This window comes from Clostridioides sp. GD02377 (genome assembly GCF_045899875.1).
Lineage (GTDB): Bacteria > Bacillota > Clostridia > Peptostreptococcales > Peptostreptococcaceae > Clostridioides > Clostridioides difficile_A.
In genome coordinates this window covers 1-15,414 of record NZ_JBJODA010000033.1, presented here as the reverse complement: position 1 = coordinate 15,414, position 15,414 = coordinate 1, and the positions used below count along the sequence as shown (strand labels likewise).

General features: G+C 30.8%; 22 protein-coding genes. All 22 read right to left on the bottom strand.

What is annotated here, in order from left to right; all coding sequences use genetic code 11:
- Positions 1-24: 24 nt before the first annotated feature.
- Positions 25-2,313 (bottom strand): tape measure protein, encoded by a 2,289-nt coding sequence (locus Q3304_RS19800; RefSeq protein WP_407815101.1) that lies wholly within the window; start codon positions 2,311-2,313, stop codon positions 25-27.
- Positions 2,314-2,392: 79 nt separating this feature from the next.
- Positions 2,393-2,953 carry a ribosomal protein L7/L12 gene (locus Q3304_RS19795; RefSeq protein ID WP_407815102.1) on the bottom strand — a complete coding sequence of 187 codons (561 nt, stop codon included), beginning with the start codon at positions 2,951-2,953 and terminating at the stop codon, positions 2,393-2,395.
- A 264-nt stretch (positions 2,954-3,217) separates the two neighbouring features.
- A complete protein-coding gene (locus tag Q3304_RS19790; protein ID WP_407815103.1) occupies positions 3,218-3,658 on the bottom strand; it encodes a phage tail assembly chaperone in 441 nt (146 codons plus the stop codon).
- Position 3,659: 1 nt separating this feature from the next.
- Positions 3,660-3,917, bottom strand: a complete 258-nt coding sequence (locus Q3304_RS19785) for a hypothetical protein (protein ID WP_407815104.1) — start codon at positions 3,915-3,917, stop codon at positions 3,660-3,662.
- A gap of 52 nt (positions 3,918-3,969) precedes the next feature.
- Positions 3,970-4,446 carry a phage tail tube protein gene (locus Q3304_RS19780; protein WP_227831613.1) on the bottom strand — a complete coding sequence of 159 codons (477 nt, stop codon included), beginning with the start codon at positions 4,444-4,446 and terminating at the stop codon, positions 3,970-3,972.
- A gap of 16 nt (positions 4,447-4,462) precedes the next feature.
- Positions 4,463-5,770, bottom strand: a complete 1,308-nt coding sequence (locus Q3304_RS19775; protein ID WP_407815105.1) for a phage tail sheath family protein — start codon at positions 5,768-5,770, stop codon at positions 4,463-4,465.
- Entirely contained in the window at positions 5,771-5,956 is a 186-nt protein-coding gene (locus Q3304_RS19770) for a hypothetical protein (RefSeq protein WP_407815106.1), read from the bottom strand. It lies immediately after the preceding gene.
- Entirely contained in the window at positions 5,940-6,377 is a 438-nt protein-coding gene (locus tag Q3304_RS19765; RefSeq protein ID WP_407815107.1) for a DUF6838 family protein, read from the bottom strand. The genes Q3304_RS19770 and Q3304_RS19765 overlap by 17 nt, the downstream gene beginning before the upstream one ends.
- Positions 6,370-6,795 carry an HK97 gp10 family phage protein gene (locus Q3304_RS19760; protein WP_407815108.1) on the bottom strand — a complete coding sequence of 142 codons (426 nt, stop codon included), beginning with the start codon at positions 6,793-6,795 and terminating at the stop codon, positions 6,370-6,372. The genes Q3304_RS19765 and Q3304_RS19760 overlap by 8 nt, the downstream gene beginning before the upstream one ends.
- Positions 6,795-7,139, bottom strand: coding sequence for a hypothetical protein (locus Q3304_RS19755; RefSeq protein WP_407815109.1), 345 nt, complete (start codon positions 7,137-7,139; stop codon positions 6,795-6,797). The genes Q3304_RS19760 and Q3304_RS19755 overlap by 1 nt, the downstream gene beginning before the upstream one ends.
- Entirely contained in the window at positions 7,139-7,483 is a 345-nt protein-coding gene (locus Q3304_RS19750; protein ID WP_407815110.1) for a phage head-tail connector protein, read from the bottom strand. Before Q3304_RS19750 ends, Q3304_RS19755 begins: the two co-directional genes overlap by 1 nt.
- 10 nt (positions 7,484-7,493) lie before the next feature.
- Positions 7,494-8,513 (bottom strand): major capsid protein, encoded by a 1,020-nt coding sequence (locus Q3304_RS19745; protein WP_407815111.1) that lies wholly within the window; start codon positions 8,511-8,513, stop codon positions 7,494-7,496.
- A gap of 11 nt (positions 8,514-8,524) precedes the next feature.
- Positions 8,525-8,905, bottom strand: a complete 381-nt coding sequence (locus Q3304_RS19740) for a hypothetical protein (protein ID WP_407815112.1) — start codon at positions 8,903-8,905, stop codon at positions 8,525-8,527.
- 16 nt (positions 8,906-8,921) lie between these two features.
- Positions 8,922-9,494, bottom strand: a complete 573-nt coding sequence (locus tag Q3304_RS19735; RefSeq protein ID WP_407815113.1) for a phage scaffolding protein — start codon at positions 9,492-9,494, stop codon at positions 8,922-8,924.
- Between the two features lie 68 nt (positions 9,495-9,562).
- Positions 9,563-9,724, bottom strand: coding sequence for a CPCC family cysteine-rich protein (locus Q3304_RS19730; RefSeq protein WP_407815114.1), 162 nt, complete (start codon positions 9,722-9,724; stop codon positions 9,563-9,565).
- Between the two features lie 2 nt (positions 9,725-9,726).
- Entirely contained in the window at positions 9,727-11,088 is a 1,362-nt protein-coding gene (locus Q3304_RS19725; RefSeq protein WP_407815115.1) for a minor capsid protein, read from the bottom strand.
- On the bottom strand, positions 11,078-12,475 hold the full coding sequence (locus Q3304_RS19720; RefSeq protein ID WP_407815116.1) for a phage portal protein: 1,398 nt from the start codon (positions 12,473-12,475) through the stop codon (positions 11,078-11,080). The genes Q3304_RS19725 and Q3304_RS19720 overlap by 11 nt, the downstream gene beginning before the upstream one ends.
- A gap of 4 nt (positions 12,476-12,479) precedes the next feature.
- On the bottom strand, positions 12,480-13,709 hold the full coding sequence (locus Q3304_RS19715) for a PBSX family phage terminase large subunit (RefSeq protein ID WP_407815117.1): 1,230 nt from the start codon (positions 13,707-13,709) through the stop codon (positions 12,480-12,482).
- Entirely contained in the window at positions 13,702-14,382 is a 681-nt protein-coding gene (terS, locus tag Q3304_RS19710; RefSeq protein ID WP_407815118.1) for a phage terminase small subunit, read from the bottom strand. Before terS ends, Q3304_RS19715 begins: the two co-directional genes overlap by 8 nt.
- Before the next feature lie 36 nt (positions 14,383-14,418).
- Positions 14,419-14,799, bottom strand: a complete 381-nt coding sequence (locus Q3304_RS19705) for a hypothetical protein (RefSeq protein ID WP_407815119.1) — start codon at positions 14,797-14,799, stop codon at positions 14,419-14,421.
- A 102-nt stretch (positions 14,800-14,901) separates the two neighbouring features.
- On the bottom strand, positions 14,902-15,090 hold the full coding sequence (locus tag Q3304_RS19700) for a hypothetical protein (protein WP_407815120.1): 189 nt from the start codon (positions 15,088-15,090) through the stop codon (positions 14,902-14,904).
- Positions 15,091-15,104: 14 nt separating this feature from the next.
- Complete coding sequence (locus Q3304_RS19695) at positions 15,105-15,377, bottom strand: DUF2829 domain-containing protein (protein WP_407815121.1); 273 nt, start codon at positions 15,375-15,377, stop codon at positions 15,105-15,107.
- Between the last annotated feature and the right edge of the window lie 37 nt (positions 15,378-15,414).

Below are 15,414 nucleotides of genomic sequence, written 5' to 3'. Positions count from 1 at the left end.
GTAAGCCATTTATATCCCTCCTTTCTAAACTACTCCTTCCGCTGATACTATCATTGCATTTTCTAACTTTTCTTTTAAGACATTTACTATTCCATCTACATCCGTATCGCTATTTATGTTGTTCGTATTGTTCATGTCAATTTTGATGTTTACTCCTGTAAATCGGTTGATAGTTTCTTGCTCTGCAATGTCTCTTAAGTATTTTAAATCTTCTTGACTTTTGTCCATTGTTTTTGCCATTTTTGCTGTATTTCCCGCGGTATCTTTTGCTCCTTTTGCTGCATCTCCAAGTGGAGAATTAAGCCCTGCTGAACCAAATCCATCACCAAGTCCGTATTTTTTGTCCCAAAGGTCGTCAAGTCCAAGTTTTTTCTTTGCATCTTCTGCCATTTTGCTAATATCAAATTTTTCTTTTATGTTAGTTTCTAGTTTATCACCCCATTTATAGCCTGCATCCCAAGCCTTACCATAATTGAGTCTATCAAAATGAAGTGCATTAGGGTCAATTCTTTCAACTTTTATTTTAGCTTCTCCAGCAAATTTATCTGTCCAACCTTGTAATTTATCTTGCCAACCACTCACAGCATTAGCTAAATTAGAACCAAATATAGTGTCTATAGCACTCGCTATACTTCTTAAAATACCTAAAACAGCATCAGCCATTCCAGATACTGCCCTTATAACAGAACCAATTGGGTCATCTAAAAAGTTTGCAAAGAACTCTGCAAAGTTTGCTAAACTATTATAAATTAAAGCTACAATATCTATTATTAAATTCCCTGTTGCAATAAATATATTTCCTATAAAAGAAGCTGCAACTGATATTGCACCTGCAACAACACCTATAGCAGAAATACTCGTTCCTGCGAAGTGATTAAATATAGCTATAGCTAGAAAAAATGCTACAACAATTGCTATGATACCATATAAAATCCGAGTAATTGGGCAAGCCATCATTGCTGCATTTAAACCGTCTTGAGCTATAGTAGTAGCAACTAACGCAGCTGCTCTATAAGATTCTGCGATTATATGTGCAAATTTCATCACTAAATCCTTTGCAGATAGTGCAATATCTTTAACTTTATTTGCAATACTAAGTAATAATACATTGTTATACACTAACATTGCGGCTGCAACTCCAAGTACTATAGGTGCAATAATATCCCAGTTTTGTGCAAAAATATTAGCAACATTTAATGCTTGTCTTATTATCCAACCTAGTGCTTCTGTTATCAAACTAACACTTACAATAATTATATTAGTAAAAGCTTGGAAAAATGGGCTTCCTAATATATTTACAATGCCATTAAAAATATTAAAAAATACATTACCTAAAACATATAATCCATTTATAAAATTATCTACAAAGGTTCGAAAACCTCGACTAGACATAGATTGTTCTATCTTTTTCTGTATAACACCAAATATCATTATCGCGTTGTTTTTTATTGATGTCCAAATTTGATTAAATGTATAGGGCATCTTCTCAAATTCTGCATTAGTCTGCTCTGCTGCTGCAAGTAAAGAATTTTTTACAATATCCGCTGTAAGCATTCCTTCACTTGCCATACCTCTAATTTTACCTATATCCACGTCAAGATAATCCGCAATTGATTGTATAATGTTAGGTGCTGACTCAAATACAGCGTTTAATTCTTCACCTCTTAATACACCAGAACCTAATCCTTGAGTTAGTTGCAAAAGTGCTGAATTAGTTTCTTCTGTCGTTGCTCCTGCAATCACGAATTTTTTGTTGAGTTGTTCAGCAAATGCTACTATTTCTTTTGTGCTACTAAATGCTTTGCCTGCATTCATACCCACCCTGCTTACAATTTTTGCAGTATCTAAATAAGATGCTCTCGCTCTTTCTGCTGATTGAAATATCATTTTGTTTAGTCCGCCATCAGATTGTTGTCCATCATTTATCATTCCCAATCTAGCATTAGTGCTTGTCATCTGGTCGCTTAGATTGATTAAACCACCAACACTTCTTAAAGTAACATAAGTCGCTACTAATCTTTTAGCATTTGCTACTAACTTATCTGTACTACTTGCTCCTTTTCTAACATCATCATTAAATCTTTTTTGCTGTTCATCAGCCTCTCTTATCTGTTGCTCTAATCTATCGAATCCAGCTTCTGCTCTTGCCAATTCTTCTCTAGCTCTTATTATGCTATTAGCATTTACTGCATTACTAGAAGTTCTTTGTAATTGCTCAAATGAACTCAGTACTATATTCATAGCAGTTGTCATATGCCGAAATGCAGGTGTCATTCCATCGAAAATTCTTATAGATGTTTGTATCGTAGCCATATTTTTTCACTCTCCTTTCTGTTAATTTATATAATAAAAACACTTACTAAATTAGTAAGTGTTTTTATTATGAATATATCTATTTTTTGCCTGCCCAAAATTGTTTCCCACATTTTAAGCATGTAACTCTAACTTTCTTTGCTCCTAAATTCCCAGCTACTAAACCTATACCACCAGTTAGACTAGCTCCTACTACTGCTTTCCCTATACCAAAACCTTTTTTTTGAGCTGTTAAAGATGTCGAACCACACTTAGGGCAACAAGCAACTGATTCTTGTTGAGCTTTTTCAATATTATTTTTTCTATTTTGATTGTTTATTATTTTTTCCTTTTCTGAATTACTCATAGTATCATCAATAAAATTGATTTTTAACTCTTCAAAGGAAGAATCCACTATTTTTTTTGCTTCCTTTATATTCAAACCACTTATTTCCATTACATTTTTTATTGCATTTACTTTTTCTTTTCTATATTTTCTATAAATTTCAGTCATATTTATTTCTATTCCATTAGCATCAATGATTAAATCATTTGATTTAATATTATTATCTTCAATAATCTCATTTTCTACAGCAACCCCACAACTCGAACAAAACTTGCCTATGCCTGTGATTTCTGCACCACAATTTGAGCAAAACATAATAATTCCCCCTAGTATAATGATTTTATAAGATTATTATACTATATCAGTAAATTTTTTACATTAGAGATTATCTTCTTCGACCTCTCTTTTTCTCTCTTTCAGCTTCTTTCATAGCTTCCTCTTCATCCTCTATCTTAACAAGTATTGAGGCGGCTGCTAATGCTCTCTCATTAACTTCTAAATTTAAATATTCACTTGGTTTCCACTTTAGCTTTTGAATACAATAATGAGTAATACTAGCATCAAAATCGCCACCTCTGATTAGTTTTTTGCTTCTTCTACTTTATCCTCAAAAGTTGTATCGAATCCATTTACTTCATTTACTTTTACTGTGTAATTTACATATTCTCCTGCTGTAAGCATTACTTTTAATAACTGAGCTTCTCCCATAACTCCATAAGAATTTTGTAACTCAACATCCTTTAAATCTGGAAATACTGTAGATGCCACACATAATTCTGCTATATAACTGTTATAATCAATTTCACTAGTGTATTGACCAGTATGCTTACCATTGTTACCAATTACTTTTACCCTCTTAGTACATTTTCTTCTTAATGCTTCATCCTCCTCAGAAGATAAAACTTTTAATTCCCATTTTACTGGCTTTCCTTCTTCATCTAAAAATCTATCACTTGCTATATATTTTACATTATCAACCTTTATTGCGTTTTGAGCTAAAAAAGCACTTAAATTACTCATATTATTCTACCTCCATAATTAAATATTTTGTTTCTTTTTCTATTGTTGCAATACCATCTTCATTTATTTGAATTTTTATTGTAATTGGTTTTAATGATGAACCCTCAATTGTGTCAAGTGCAAGTTTATCAGCAATATCTACTAAATATAGACCTGCTTTTCTATACATTTCTCCTACACATTCTTCTATAGGTCTTTTTTTACTATAGTCAAAAGAAATCGAATCTTTTATCTCATATTTATCTTTAATTTTAATCATCTCCTAATCTTGTAAATAAAAAATACACATCTATAAGTTATAAATGTGTATTTTACTCCATTCCTTTAAGCAATGAAAAGGATTCGACCAATTCCCAATCCTCAAAAGTGAAATCCATGTCTTCATCCAAATACTCACCATCGGCATCAAATTTAGTAATTATTCCACTATCCATATTGCAATCTTTAAGTATTACTGTTTGTCTTCCTACAGCTGATGTAGGGTCTTCATTTGTAACTTGTATGTCAAAATAAATATCCTCGCCAGTTTCTTTGTATTTATAAAGTAATTCCCTAAAAATAGAAGTATTATAATGGAAAGTTGAACTTCCGGTATTTGTAGTACTAGTTGTTTTGTTTCCTTTTGTTGTTTTCCCTAGAATTGGAACTTCACTTTTATTCTTCTCCACTTTAGCTTCTAAATTAATAGCTTGCATAAAATTGTATCTTTTACCTTCTATTGTTACAAAACATTGTGCTAAAGATGCACTTATTGTATCTTTAACATTCATAGGTGCGTTTTTAGACATCTATTATCACTCTCCTTTAACTTACCGAAACAGTCATATAAAGTTTGCTCATTGCATTAATAACTTTTACAGCATCACTCACTACAACAGTTTTCTTATCATTTCCAAGCTCTACACTAACATCGTCAGTTTTAAAATCTTCTATTGCCCTTATATTTTCTAACTCCTTGTGATGTTTAACAACGTCATTCCAAAACGAGATACGACCAGCCTTATCGTTAGGCACTTTACCAAGATACTTTGTATTAAATAAAATAGCTATATCATTAGCAATTTGGTCAAGTACTCTAACGCTTTGATTACTTGAAAAATCGTCATTTTTATCATCTGTAAAGCTAACAAAAGTATTTATATCCTCTAGCACATGAACTTCATCACCAACCTTGTGGAATATAAACTTACCTGTTTTTAGAGCTTCTTCAAGTTGTATTTGAGTATAGTTAACATCAACATCAAACTCGCCATCATACTTTTTATTAGTATTAGATTTATTTATATCGCATCCAGCTATAGCTCCAGTAGTCCAATAAATTAGACTAGACTCTACTAAATCTTTATCTTTAATCTTATTCTCAATAGATACTACACCCTCATAATCTGAATCACTTTTCTTATATAAAATAGTTTGAAACTTAGCTCCTACCTTATCTCTCATCCTTTTAGTAAACTCTACAAACAAACTTTTAATTTCTGCTGTTATAGCCAAACATCCTAAAGCATTAAATGAGTAGCTTTCTATCTTATCAAGAAAAGTTTGATACTCTGCTCCTGTAACTGCTTCATTAGTTCCACCAGTAAAAGTTAATCCTGCTGTAGCTTCTAGTGTTGCATCCTTTTTCCAAGTAATATAATCATTGTCTTCCAAATCTGTAATGACTTTACCTATTTGTGTATCAACCTTCTTATTATCCAAAAGTGTTACAACATCAAATTTAGCATTATCATCTATATTTGTTGCAACTATTATCTTTAAGTCATTACCTCTAATACCCGAAAACTTAGCTGTAGCAATAGTGCAACTAGCTTTCACACCTTTATTTAGTTTATAAAAGTATCCTAGTCTTATATTTTTGAATAAATCTCTAAGACCTTTTAACTTCTCATGAGTGTAATCATATCCAAAATACTTCGCTGAATACTTTTCAAAATCATCACTACTTACTTGAAATACTTCTTCATCAATACCCCAATCCATCTCTAAAGGCATTGCTACAATACCTCTATCACTAAGAGAACTAGTTGCCCTCTTAGCTGAGATAAAGTTTATATAAGCACCAGGTAATATTTTATTCTGCGTTACAAACGTTCCTCCACCTAAAGCCATCTAACTCACTCCTTTCATAAATTTATCTATTATTTCCTCTGCCTCTGAGAAGGAATATAACTCATTTTCTTTTAAAGTTGCATTTAATAAGTCTTTTCTATTTACATACTTCCTTGAATTAACTATCTGTTCCTTAGTAAATTTGTAACTATCTTCTTTATTTAATGTTTTACTCAAGTTTATCACCTCTCTTTAATCCACCAAATAATTCGACATCACTCATCTTATCTGTATTATTGTTTTTTATAGTAAAGTAGTTATAATCAACAAAGAAATGCAGTACATTATCTATAATTTCAAAGTTCATATTTGTTCCTCTAACTAAATCTCCATCAATTTCTATATACTCCAGTTCCTCCAGTAACATCTCAGCTATCTCATTTATTTCAAATGACTTATTATCACTTTTAGGAAAATAATGTACATCAAATGAATTTTTCTTCAACTCTCTTCCATTTGGATATGGTACTTTACTTGGATTTAGAGGACAAATAAAAAAACAAGGTTCATTAATCCCTTGCTCTACATCTTCGCTATAAATTGTATATTTTTCTCCAAATGTCCCATCTAATTTAACAGATATTCCATCTATAATATTATTAAGCATCAAACACTCCTTTCAACAAGATTAATAATTTTTTCTCTATAATCTTATCAACTTGACTTTGTAACTCCATTTCTGAAATAGTTAAGAAATGTTGCCCTTTTACCCATCCCTTACCATTCTTAGTTCTATGTCCGAAGTTTACATAACTCGCATACTCAGTTGGATTTATCACCTCTATGACATAATTATTACCTTCTTTATATACTGGAAGCGACCTAGCATAAGCTACTCCACTCCAACCTTGTCGTAAAAACCCTGTATCAACTGGTGTTCTTCTAATTACTTTTCCTAAGAGTCTTGCTGCTAATTCTCTTGCTGCATCTTTACAAAACTTATCTAAATCAATCTTTGTAAACTTCTCCATTTTTTTACAAACTCTCTCAAAATTTCTAAAATCAACACTTCCCCATCTAGCCATTACGCTTTATCCTTAAATAATTCTAAGACAACTTCTTGATGATTTGGGTATATAGCAGATTCCCCACTTCTTATATATTCTTTATCATTTATAATCAGTTTTGAACCTGCCTTAATATTTATATTTGGAGATATAAAGAGTTTAATCGTTTGTGCAAGTTTAGCCACTTCTCCTTGCTCTGTAGAAGTAATATTTTTATATGATAATTTACATGGTTGATTTTCTAATACAGTTACTTCTTTGTTGTTAGTTCGTTTTGTCACAGGGTCTTTAACTGGTTGGTACTCTACTATAGTGCATTTATCTCTATATAACATTTCTATTGCTTTCCTTGTTTTATTCATTATTTCCACCTAATTTTTCTGTATCTGTTTAATTGTGCTTTATAATCTTTGAGTAAAGATTCCTTAAATTCACTTGCTGAACTTCTGTAGGAAACAGATGTATCACCTTCTGATATAGAAGAAATAGAGCCTAGAGCAATATCTTCACTTCCTAGACTCTCATTTTTATACATATCTATAGCCATTCTTAAAACAGTACTATTTAACCCTTCGGGAATAACAGATATATTGCAATAATTTTTGATTATTTCCTCTACATCTTCTAATATAAACTCTAATATAGTATCTTTTGAATCATCTTCCCTACTAAACCCTAAAAGCTTTTTTAGTCTTTCAGCTTCCATATTAACACCTCTAATTTATTGTACCCATAAGTACTTGGTCGGCGTAAGGAAAACTAGGCAGGGCTGTTGCAACTGCTTTTATCCACTTAGCGACTGGGTCAGCAGTAGAGTATTGTTCTACAATTATATTACCAACAGAACTAATATCTATAGATGGATTCTTTCTTAATTCTAATTCTTCTGCTGTTAGCCCAAAGAAAGTATCTCCCATTTTGCCATCAGGCATAAGTATGAATTTATTTTCATCTAAAAATCTCTTTGTTGTGTATTTACCATCCCTACCTTGTACTCTGTATCTTTCATCATAGGTAAAAATAGTTGGAAGAGATTGAGAAGCTAAAAACGCATTTAATTCATTCACAGTAAGTAATTTATCACTATTAATACCGAATATAGCTTTTCTTAATTTTTCATCTCTTAATATCACATTTAAGATAGTTTTAGAAGTTAATGACCTTGTTGGAGTAAATCCAGTATCAACAACTATTTTATCAGCCATATTATACATATCTCCTAATATATCTGGTGTTCCAGTAGACCATGTTTTGGTTTCTTTATGATTTGTTGGAGTTCCATATTTTAAAGAAGCTTTAACTCCATTTTCATTTATATTCAGTTCTCCAGTTGATAAAACTTCCATTCTCATTGCTTCTACTCTAGTATTTACACTCGCAACAAGATTATCAACATCATTAAATATTTGATTTATCATTTGAGTTTCTTCTTGAGAATTTCTTGGTTGTTCAAGTACAATTATATCTTTTTCGTCTAATTTTATTTTTCTTTTTACAAGTGCAAGTTCAGCCATGCTTAAATTAGCACCTTCTCTTGATGCAATCTCTGCTTCTGTATCAAAAGCATGAACACTTGCTGATACTGGAAGATTGGATGCACCTTTTATCATCTTTATTTCAAGCCCTTCTATCTTTTGAGTTGGAAACAATAAATCTCCCATTGTTTCTTTTAGTTTTCTAGTCTTTGTATAGTTTATCAGTTCTTGAACTGACAACAATTCCTCTACTCTTGCCATATTTCATCCTCCTACATAAATTTAATATTTGGTAATTTTGTCTTTATAGTTTCTATAGCTTCTTTTACATACTCTCCTTGTAATCTTTCAGTTATTACATAACCTTCTACCATTGATGCAACTGCCTGTGGTCCATAAGTAACATCTACAGTTGCAAATACAATTCCTATAGGGTCTTCTGATAATGTGTATGTATAACTACCCGAAGAACCTGCTCTAGTTATCTTTACTACCTTTCCACTTTCACCTAATAAGCTTCCTGCTAATACATACTTTCTGCCATTTTCATCAGCCACTACATCTGTATCTAATGCTGTCTTTGTAAAATTAATATAGTGTTGAGAAGCTAGAAATTCGGGTGTGTTATTAAAATTTACCTCTTTAAAATACATACTTTATCCTCCTTTTTTATTTTATGCTCCATGCGTCAGCATATGGATTTTTAGAACCTTCCTCATTTTTTTCTTTTGCAATGTTTTCAGCCCTGCTCAATGTATTTTTATTACCATTGTCGGGATTATAATTAGTCTTAGTTTCCCCTGTCTTTATTAAGAAAGACTTTTCAGTTGACCATGTGTCGGTCTGCTCTTTTAATCCTGTAAGTGTACCATTTTCATACTTTATCTTTTCTAAATCAAGTTCTGCCTTTGCTGCTTTAGTACTGTGAACATTAAGTTTAATAAGCTCATTTTCTAGTGCCATATCAAATTCTCTTTGTTCTTTTTCTTGTAACTTAACTTTGTAATCTTCATCTTTTGCAGTTAGTTTAGTTTCATATTCTTTTTTAAGTTCTTCAATCTGCTCTTTTGTCATTCCATCCTTAAAACCTTCAATTGCTTCTTTTGATGCTTTTAATTCTTCTTTTACCTTTTCATACTCAATTTTATTAGTATAATTTTCTAATTCTTTTAATGATTCAGCTTCTACTTTCTTTGCATCTTCTTCACTAAGACCTAGTGCAATAAGTTCACTTTTTTTCATTTTATTTAATTCTCCTTTTATTTTTACATAATAAAAGCACCTACTAATTTATTATTTAGCAAGTGCTTTTATATTACTTTTTTACCTCTTTCATAAGCTTCTTTAGCTTCTTTTAGTGACATTTTATTTGGTCCTTTGTAATTAGCTTCTTTTGGTCCACTATTTTGCCAATTACAATTATCACAAATATCAAACATATCTACATCTTTACCACATACTGGACAATTCATATCTAAACCTCCTTATATTCTTTCATTTGCTCTAACCAGTAATTATAACCTTCTTTGGGTTTAAATAAGGTTGATATTTTACCATCTTCTCTTCCAATAGCAAAATCATTAGTACTCTTTCTATACTTAAATAAAAAGTTATCCTTACTTAAGAATCCTTCTACATCATTACTCAATTGTTCTGATAACAAATTCCTTGCAGTAAATAAGTATTCTTCAGCAGTTATATTTCCATATTCATTTAAGTGTTTCTCTACATGTTTTTTAAATTTCTTTTCATTTGGAAAATCTGCTTTTAACCAACTCTTATTACTTAGTATATCATCTTTTTTGTCAGTTATGGATGTCTTTTCATACCATTCTTTGTACTTCATACTAGATGGTACATAATAAGTTTTCCCATCTTCTCCTTTTGCTGCTCTGTAACCTTCTTCATCTTCAAACCAAGGAGCTGTTGTTGTCCTACAACGACAATGAAACGGTGGAGCTGTTATTCCAACTTGATAGTCTTTCATATCAAATACTTTTCCATCTAGCTCTCTACATATATTGGAAGTCCTTAAATCTAGTGTAGCGACAATCTCATACTTCTCTACAAGTAAATTATTAAAACAATCTTTTCTCGAAGCTGATGCAAAGTAAGCCGATTCAGTCATTATTAAATTTTTAGCCCTATCTTTAGATACATTAAACCTCTTCGCAAATTCATTTACTAGAATTTTTGGGTTTTCACCTTTAATAAAGCTTTGAGTCAACTTAGCATGTAATTCACTTACTAAAGCAGGTCTATGTTTACCCCAAATTCTTTCACTAAAATTTAACCCATCTGTCGCCCAAGGTTTTGAGATAATCTTATTTACTCTATTCTCATCTAAAGCCATTAAGCTCCAACCAACACCAATACCTTGTTGAATATTAAAAGTTGTATAATTATATCCATTTGTATAAATATCTCTCATTAGCTTATCAACATTATTTAATTGATTTCCATATAAAACTTCTACTTGTTGTTGTACCTGTAATTTTAAAGCTTCAAGCCTAGTAATATGAACTCTCGCACTAGCATTTTCTAACTCTTTCATCCATTTCTGATTTATAGCATTTTCTTTACCATATTTTATATATTCTTCTACACTCCATTTAAACTCTTTTAACTCTCTTTTATTTAATAGTTTCTTAGCTTCTAATAAAGTTATTCCTTCATTTTCAGCAAATCTGTTATACCATACTAATATATCTTTTTCTATACTATTCATAGCTAATTTGTATTGTTTTTCTAATTCAAGATAATATTTTATACTCTTGTTATTTTGTGCTTTTTCTAGTTGTTCAGCTCTCTTTTTCCAGTAGTCTTTATGTTTCATCTATAACACCATCATTCGGTATTAAATATTCATATTCTCTCTGGGCTTCCTCTTTTTCCTTCTTAATCTGTTTTTCTTCTTCTTCAACATTATCTACTGATGGATGATTTTTTAAATTAGTCTTTTCAGATACTATTCCAACACTCTTAGAACATATGTCAGCTAACTCTAAATCATTTTGAATCATATTCCTAGACCAAACTTGTAAAACCCTTTTAGGTGAATATCCTAGATGCCTACATATCATTCTCACTAGTTTGGCAAATCCTAGTCTAAACTCAGTTTCCATAAGTCCTGCTTTAAGCTCTAATAAAGTGTATAGAAATTTAAGTGCTACACCACTTGTATTAGCGAAATTTTCGGGTTTAGGATCAACACCTTGACCTTGTACATATATTTGCTTTTCAGTTGTTTTAAGAAGTGAGTCTCTAGCTTCTATTGGAATATTTATTGTAATTGTACTTAGACCACTCTTATCATCTGCACCAGTACTTTGTAAATCTATAGTTTTATATTCTTTAAGTCCCTTTAAAAACTCTGTTAAATCTGCTCCTCCATAATTTGTAAGTACAAAAATAACCTCTTGTATATCTTCGATATCATTCACAAAACCACTGTAAACTTTGTCATAGACATCAATAAGGTGTTTAACATTATCTAAGTCACTTATTTCTAAATCATTGTTTGGAAACTCTATAAAGGGAACTTCTCCAAAATTATGTTTATATACATTAGTCTCACTTTCTAAGTTGGTATCTAAATCCTTTTTAGTAAATTTATTAAATTCAACAAGTCCTGTTGAGGTACTATTTCCAATATTATTTTTAAATACATAACAGTTTTCATTATCCCAATATTCATATACTACAAACTCCCTGGCATCTTCATCTAACTTTTTATATTCTCTAAGCACTGCAAGAAGCTTTCTATTTAAATCTGATGAATATATTGCCTTTACTTGCTTAGGGTCTATATTAGCGTATTGGAATTCATTGTTATCATCTATCCAAGTATGCAACCACGCTTTGGAACATATACTAGCATTCTTGCCAAGCGTCTTAGCTTCTTTTGGGTATCTATCGCCTAAAACATCAGTTATTGCTGAGTTTATCTTATCATCCCCTATATCAAAAGTAGGTGGATAAGTAAACATATACGATATTTTCTGATTTACTAAAAAACCAAACCAGTTAAACGGTATTCTATTGTCAGCATTTCTTAGTGGGTTATTAGAGATATCAACCTTACCAATATTACTTGGGCTTTTATCTTTTGTAATGTCATTTTTATTTTTATAGTATCTTTCGGCTACATCAGCTTTTCTAACAAAATTACTATGACCGCTACTAGTTTGTTCAATTAATTTTTTTATTATATCCAGTTCCAATTTATCACCTTCTCCCACTTGGTGTAAGTACTTTAATTCCTGTTCCTAGAGAATCTGTATAAACAGCATATCTAAGTGCGTCTAATACATCATCCCATTTTTTAATAGGTTCTCCTGTATTTTTATCCCAAGCATACATATAAATTTCTTTTCTAAACAAATTAACATTGTCATAGACTGCAAATAAAGTATTAGTTTTAAACCTCTTAGCTACAGCTTCAATACCTGATAACCTAGCTTTATTGGCATTAAAAGCTTTTATCCCATTTCTTTTAAATGCTGCTAAATGTTCTGGTCTAGCACTATCACAATAAAACTTTATATTTCCATACTTTTCTTTTATACTCTTAGCTTTATCTATCCAGTAGTCAATTTCCTTGTGTTGAGCTGAATGTTCTTCTAATAGATATAAATTACCTTTATCATCTTCTCCAATTAAAACAATCGCTCCAAAATGTTCATAACCCCAGTCAACACCTGCAAAGTATCTTACAAAGTTAATATCATTCAATTTATATTTAGATATATAGTGAATATCTTTATTGAAATCTTGATAAACAAGTCCATCTGCTGAAACCCATAATCCATTTATGTCCCTATCATAAAAAATACCACTAGGAGTAGATTTTTTAATATTTTCTCTGTATCTTTCACTTAGAAATATATTATCATCCAGTCTATAATGGAATGATTGAATGACTTTACCATCTGTTTTATCTACAAAGTTAGTTTTTAGCCAATGTTCTGGTTGATCGGGGTTAGTATCTACAAGTATCCTAGCACCTTCACCACTACATCTTGATTTTATTTCATTAAATACTTCTTCGTTTGCAACTGTACCTTCGTTTACGTATGCTCCAAATGAAGTCATACCTCTTATTCTACCTAAATCATTTGTTTTTGAGTGCCCAAAGCAACACACTTGAACTCCAAAAAGTACAAATCTATTATGTTTGTCAAACTTAAACTCAATATCATACTTATTTGTAAGTTCATTTAGTACATTTCTTTGTAAAGCTCCTAAATCTGCACCTGCTAGAATATATTGAGGAAGCTTAATATCTAGCTCATTAGCTATTTTTCTAACCCTTCTGAGCTCAAGTAAGAATAAGTCATTATCAATTATTGTTTTACCTGTCCTTTTAGCTCCATAATTGATTAACATGAAATAGTCATTATTCAAAGCAAAATCAAGGACTTCAATCTGTTTACTATGATATAATTCATCAATCATTTTTTATCACACTTTCAAGCTTATCAAAGTATCTATCAAGTTTATCCTCTTTACTTTCTTGACTGTTTATCTTTGATTTTAATACTTCTACCCTTACTCTCTGCTCCTCTGTAGCTAAATTCCAATCCTTATGAATCATTTCATCATACTGCTTAATTAAACTCCTTAACTCACTCATTGCCCTACTCTGTGCATTAAGAAAAGATGCTTGCCTATCCCATGCAAATTGAAATTCATATTCTATCTTCTCGCCATTTTCTGTACTTTCATGTTTTTTGAGTTCCTTAATCATTTCTTCTTTATCTTTAACATACATTATCTTTTGTGCTCTTATTATTGCTGCATATTGAATTGTTATCTGTTCCCAAAGAATATCGAATTTATCTTTATTCTTTATCTCATTAATTAGGTCTTGAGTTTCTTCGGGTAAGTATTTTGAGAAGAAACCAAACTTTTCAGCGTTCTTATTACCAGGTGGACCAGTAGCATTTTTATTACCTATAGGTGCACCCCTTTTATTTTTAGGTGCACCTTTCTTTTTTTCACTAGCCCAATTGTATCTTTTTATCCATGATTTTAAAGTGTTTAAACTAATGTCATACTTTGCTGATATTTCCTTTTGTTTCATACCTTTTAGATAATCTTGTTTTACCTTTTCTTTGACATCTTGCACATCACCACCTCGTTTTTGTCGTTTTGGGAATAAATATTATTCCAATTTATTGATTACTTCTTCACTTCCAATTTTTCTATTAATCTCCTCTAAACATTTATTAAAGCATGTTATTATTTCATATTTCACATCTTCATTGGTTAAGTTACCAATAACTCTATTAGTTAAAGAAAGTTTTATATCAATTGAAGTGTCTACTCCATTCATAGTAGAGCTATTAGAGCATAGAATATCAACTTTAGGTTGGACTAAAATATTTAATTTTGGTTCAGTTTTTTCTTTATATTCAATTTCCGTCTTACATAAACAACATATCTTAGGTTTTAATTCTTTCTTAACCTCTACCTCATTATCAAATCCACAATATGGACACTTACAAAAGTATTTCTCTTTCAAATCATTTATATTATTGCTCATATTTTTAACCTCTCTATTTAATCTTTAATGTTTATTTTTCTTTTTTATCGAACTGATTTTCTAAATTGACAAACCATGCTTGATATAGCATATTCAAAATATTTAGAGTCTTGCCTTAGATAAAACATCTAGACAACTTTCAAAATGTTTATCTAATTCCTTTATGATTTCCCTAGATTCTTGTATGAACTCAACCATATAGCATACACCACTTGCAGATATCTTGAATTCAGAATCTAGGGAATTTTTTCTTTCTGATGCTACATCTTGTGTGTTTTCCTTAATCTCCATAATTCATTCTCCTTTTATCTTATTACTTCCCAATCCTCCGCAAATATATCTCCAGTGCTAGGAACCCACATTGAATGCGAACCATTACTATTTTTTATTTGTAAGTATGGATTACATTTAAACAAATCTCCTTCTTTTAAATTCCATACCTCTGCTGTTTGCTTATTGCAAGGGATTCCATCTGGATAACCCTTTTGTCTAACTACAAACATCCCTTTTCCATTCCAACCTAATCTAAACGCTTTCTCTCCATTTTTTATTAATGGTAATACTTCTTCAAATTTCATAATATTATTCTCCTTCTTAATTTATTGTATAAAAATG

Coding starts and splice junctions, on each gene's coding strand:
- Q3304_RS19715 (WP_407815117.1), bottom strand. CDS start 13,709: ATGATTGATGAATTATATCATAGTAAACAGATTGAAGTCCTTGATTTT.
- Q3304_RS19725 (WP_407815115.1), bottom strand. CDS start 11,088: ATGAAACATAAAGACTACTGGAAAAAGAGAGCTGAACAACTAGAAAAA.
- Q3304_RS19775 (WP_407815105.1), bottom strand. CDS start 5,770: ATGGCTTTAGGTGGAGGAACGTTTGTAACGCAGAATAAAATATTACCT.
- Q3304_RS19750 (WP_407815110.1), bottom strand. CDS start 7,483: ATGGAAGCTGAAAGACTAAAAAAGCTTTTAGGGTTTAGTAGGGAAGAT.
- Q3304_RS19795 (WP_407815102.1), bottom strand. CDS start 2,953: ATGTTTTGCTCAAATTGTGGTGCAGAAATCACAGGCATAGGCAAGTTT.
- Q3304_RS19785 (WP_407815104.1), bottom strand. CDS start 3,917: ATGATTAAAATTAAAGATAAATATGAGATAAAAGATTCGATTTCTTTT.
- Q3304_RS19790 (WP_407815103.1), bottom strand. CDS start 3,658: ATGAGTAATTTAAGTGCTTTTTTAGCTCAAAACGCAATAAAGGTTGAT.
- Q3304_RS19765 (WP_407815107.1), bottom strand. CDS start 6,377: ATGCTTAATAATATTATAGATGGAATATCTGTTAAATTAGATGGGACA.
- Q3304_RS19695 (WP_407815121.1), bottom strand. CDS start 15,377: ATGAAATTTGAAGAAGTATTACCATTAATAAAAAATGGAGAGAAAGCG.
- Q3304_RS19800 (WP_407815101.1), bottom strand. CDS start 2,313: ATGGCTACGATACAAACATCTATAAGAATTTTCGATGGAATGACACCT.
- Q3304_RS19735 (WP_407815113.1), bottom strand. CDS start 9,494: ATGAAAAAAAGTGAACTTATTGCACTAGGTCTTAGTGAAGAAGATGCA.
- Q3304_RS19730 (WP_407815114.1), bottom strand. CDS start 9,724: ATGAATTGTCCAGTATGTGGTAAAGATGTAGATATGTTTGATATTTGT.
- Q3304_RS19760 (WP_407815108.1), bottom strand. CDS start 6,795: ATGGCTAGATGGGGAAGTGTTGATTTTAGAAATTTTGAGAGAGTTTGT.
- Q3304_RS19755 (WP_407815109.1), bottom strand. CDS start 7,139: ATGAATAAAACAAGGAAAGCAATAGAAATGTTATATAGAGATAAATGC.
- Q3304_RS19745 (WP_407815111.1), bottom strand. CDS start 8,513: ATGGCAAGAGTAGAGGAATTGTTGTCAGTTCAAGAACTGATAAACTAT.
- Q3304_RS19705 (WP_407815119.1), bottom strand. CDS start 14,799: ATGAGCAATAATATAAATGATTTGAAAGAGAAATACTTTTGTAAGTGT.
- Q3304_RS19700 (WP_407815120.1), bottom strand. CDS start 15,090: ATGGAGATTAAGGAAAACACACAAGATGTAGCATCAGAAAGAAAAAAT.
- Q3304_RS19740 (WP_407815112.1), bottom strand. CDS start 8,905: ATGTATTTTAAAGAGGTAAATTTTAATAACACACCCGAATTTCTAGCT.
- Q3304_RS19780 (WP_227831613.1), bottom strand. CDS start 4,446: ATGTCTAAAAACGCACCTATGAATGTTAAAGATACAATAAGTGCATCT.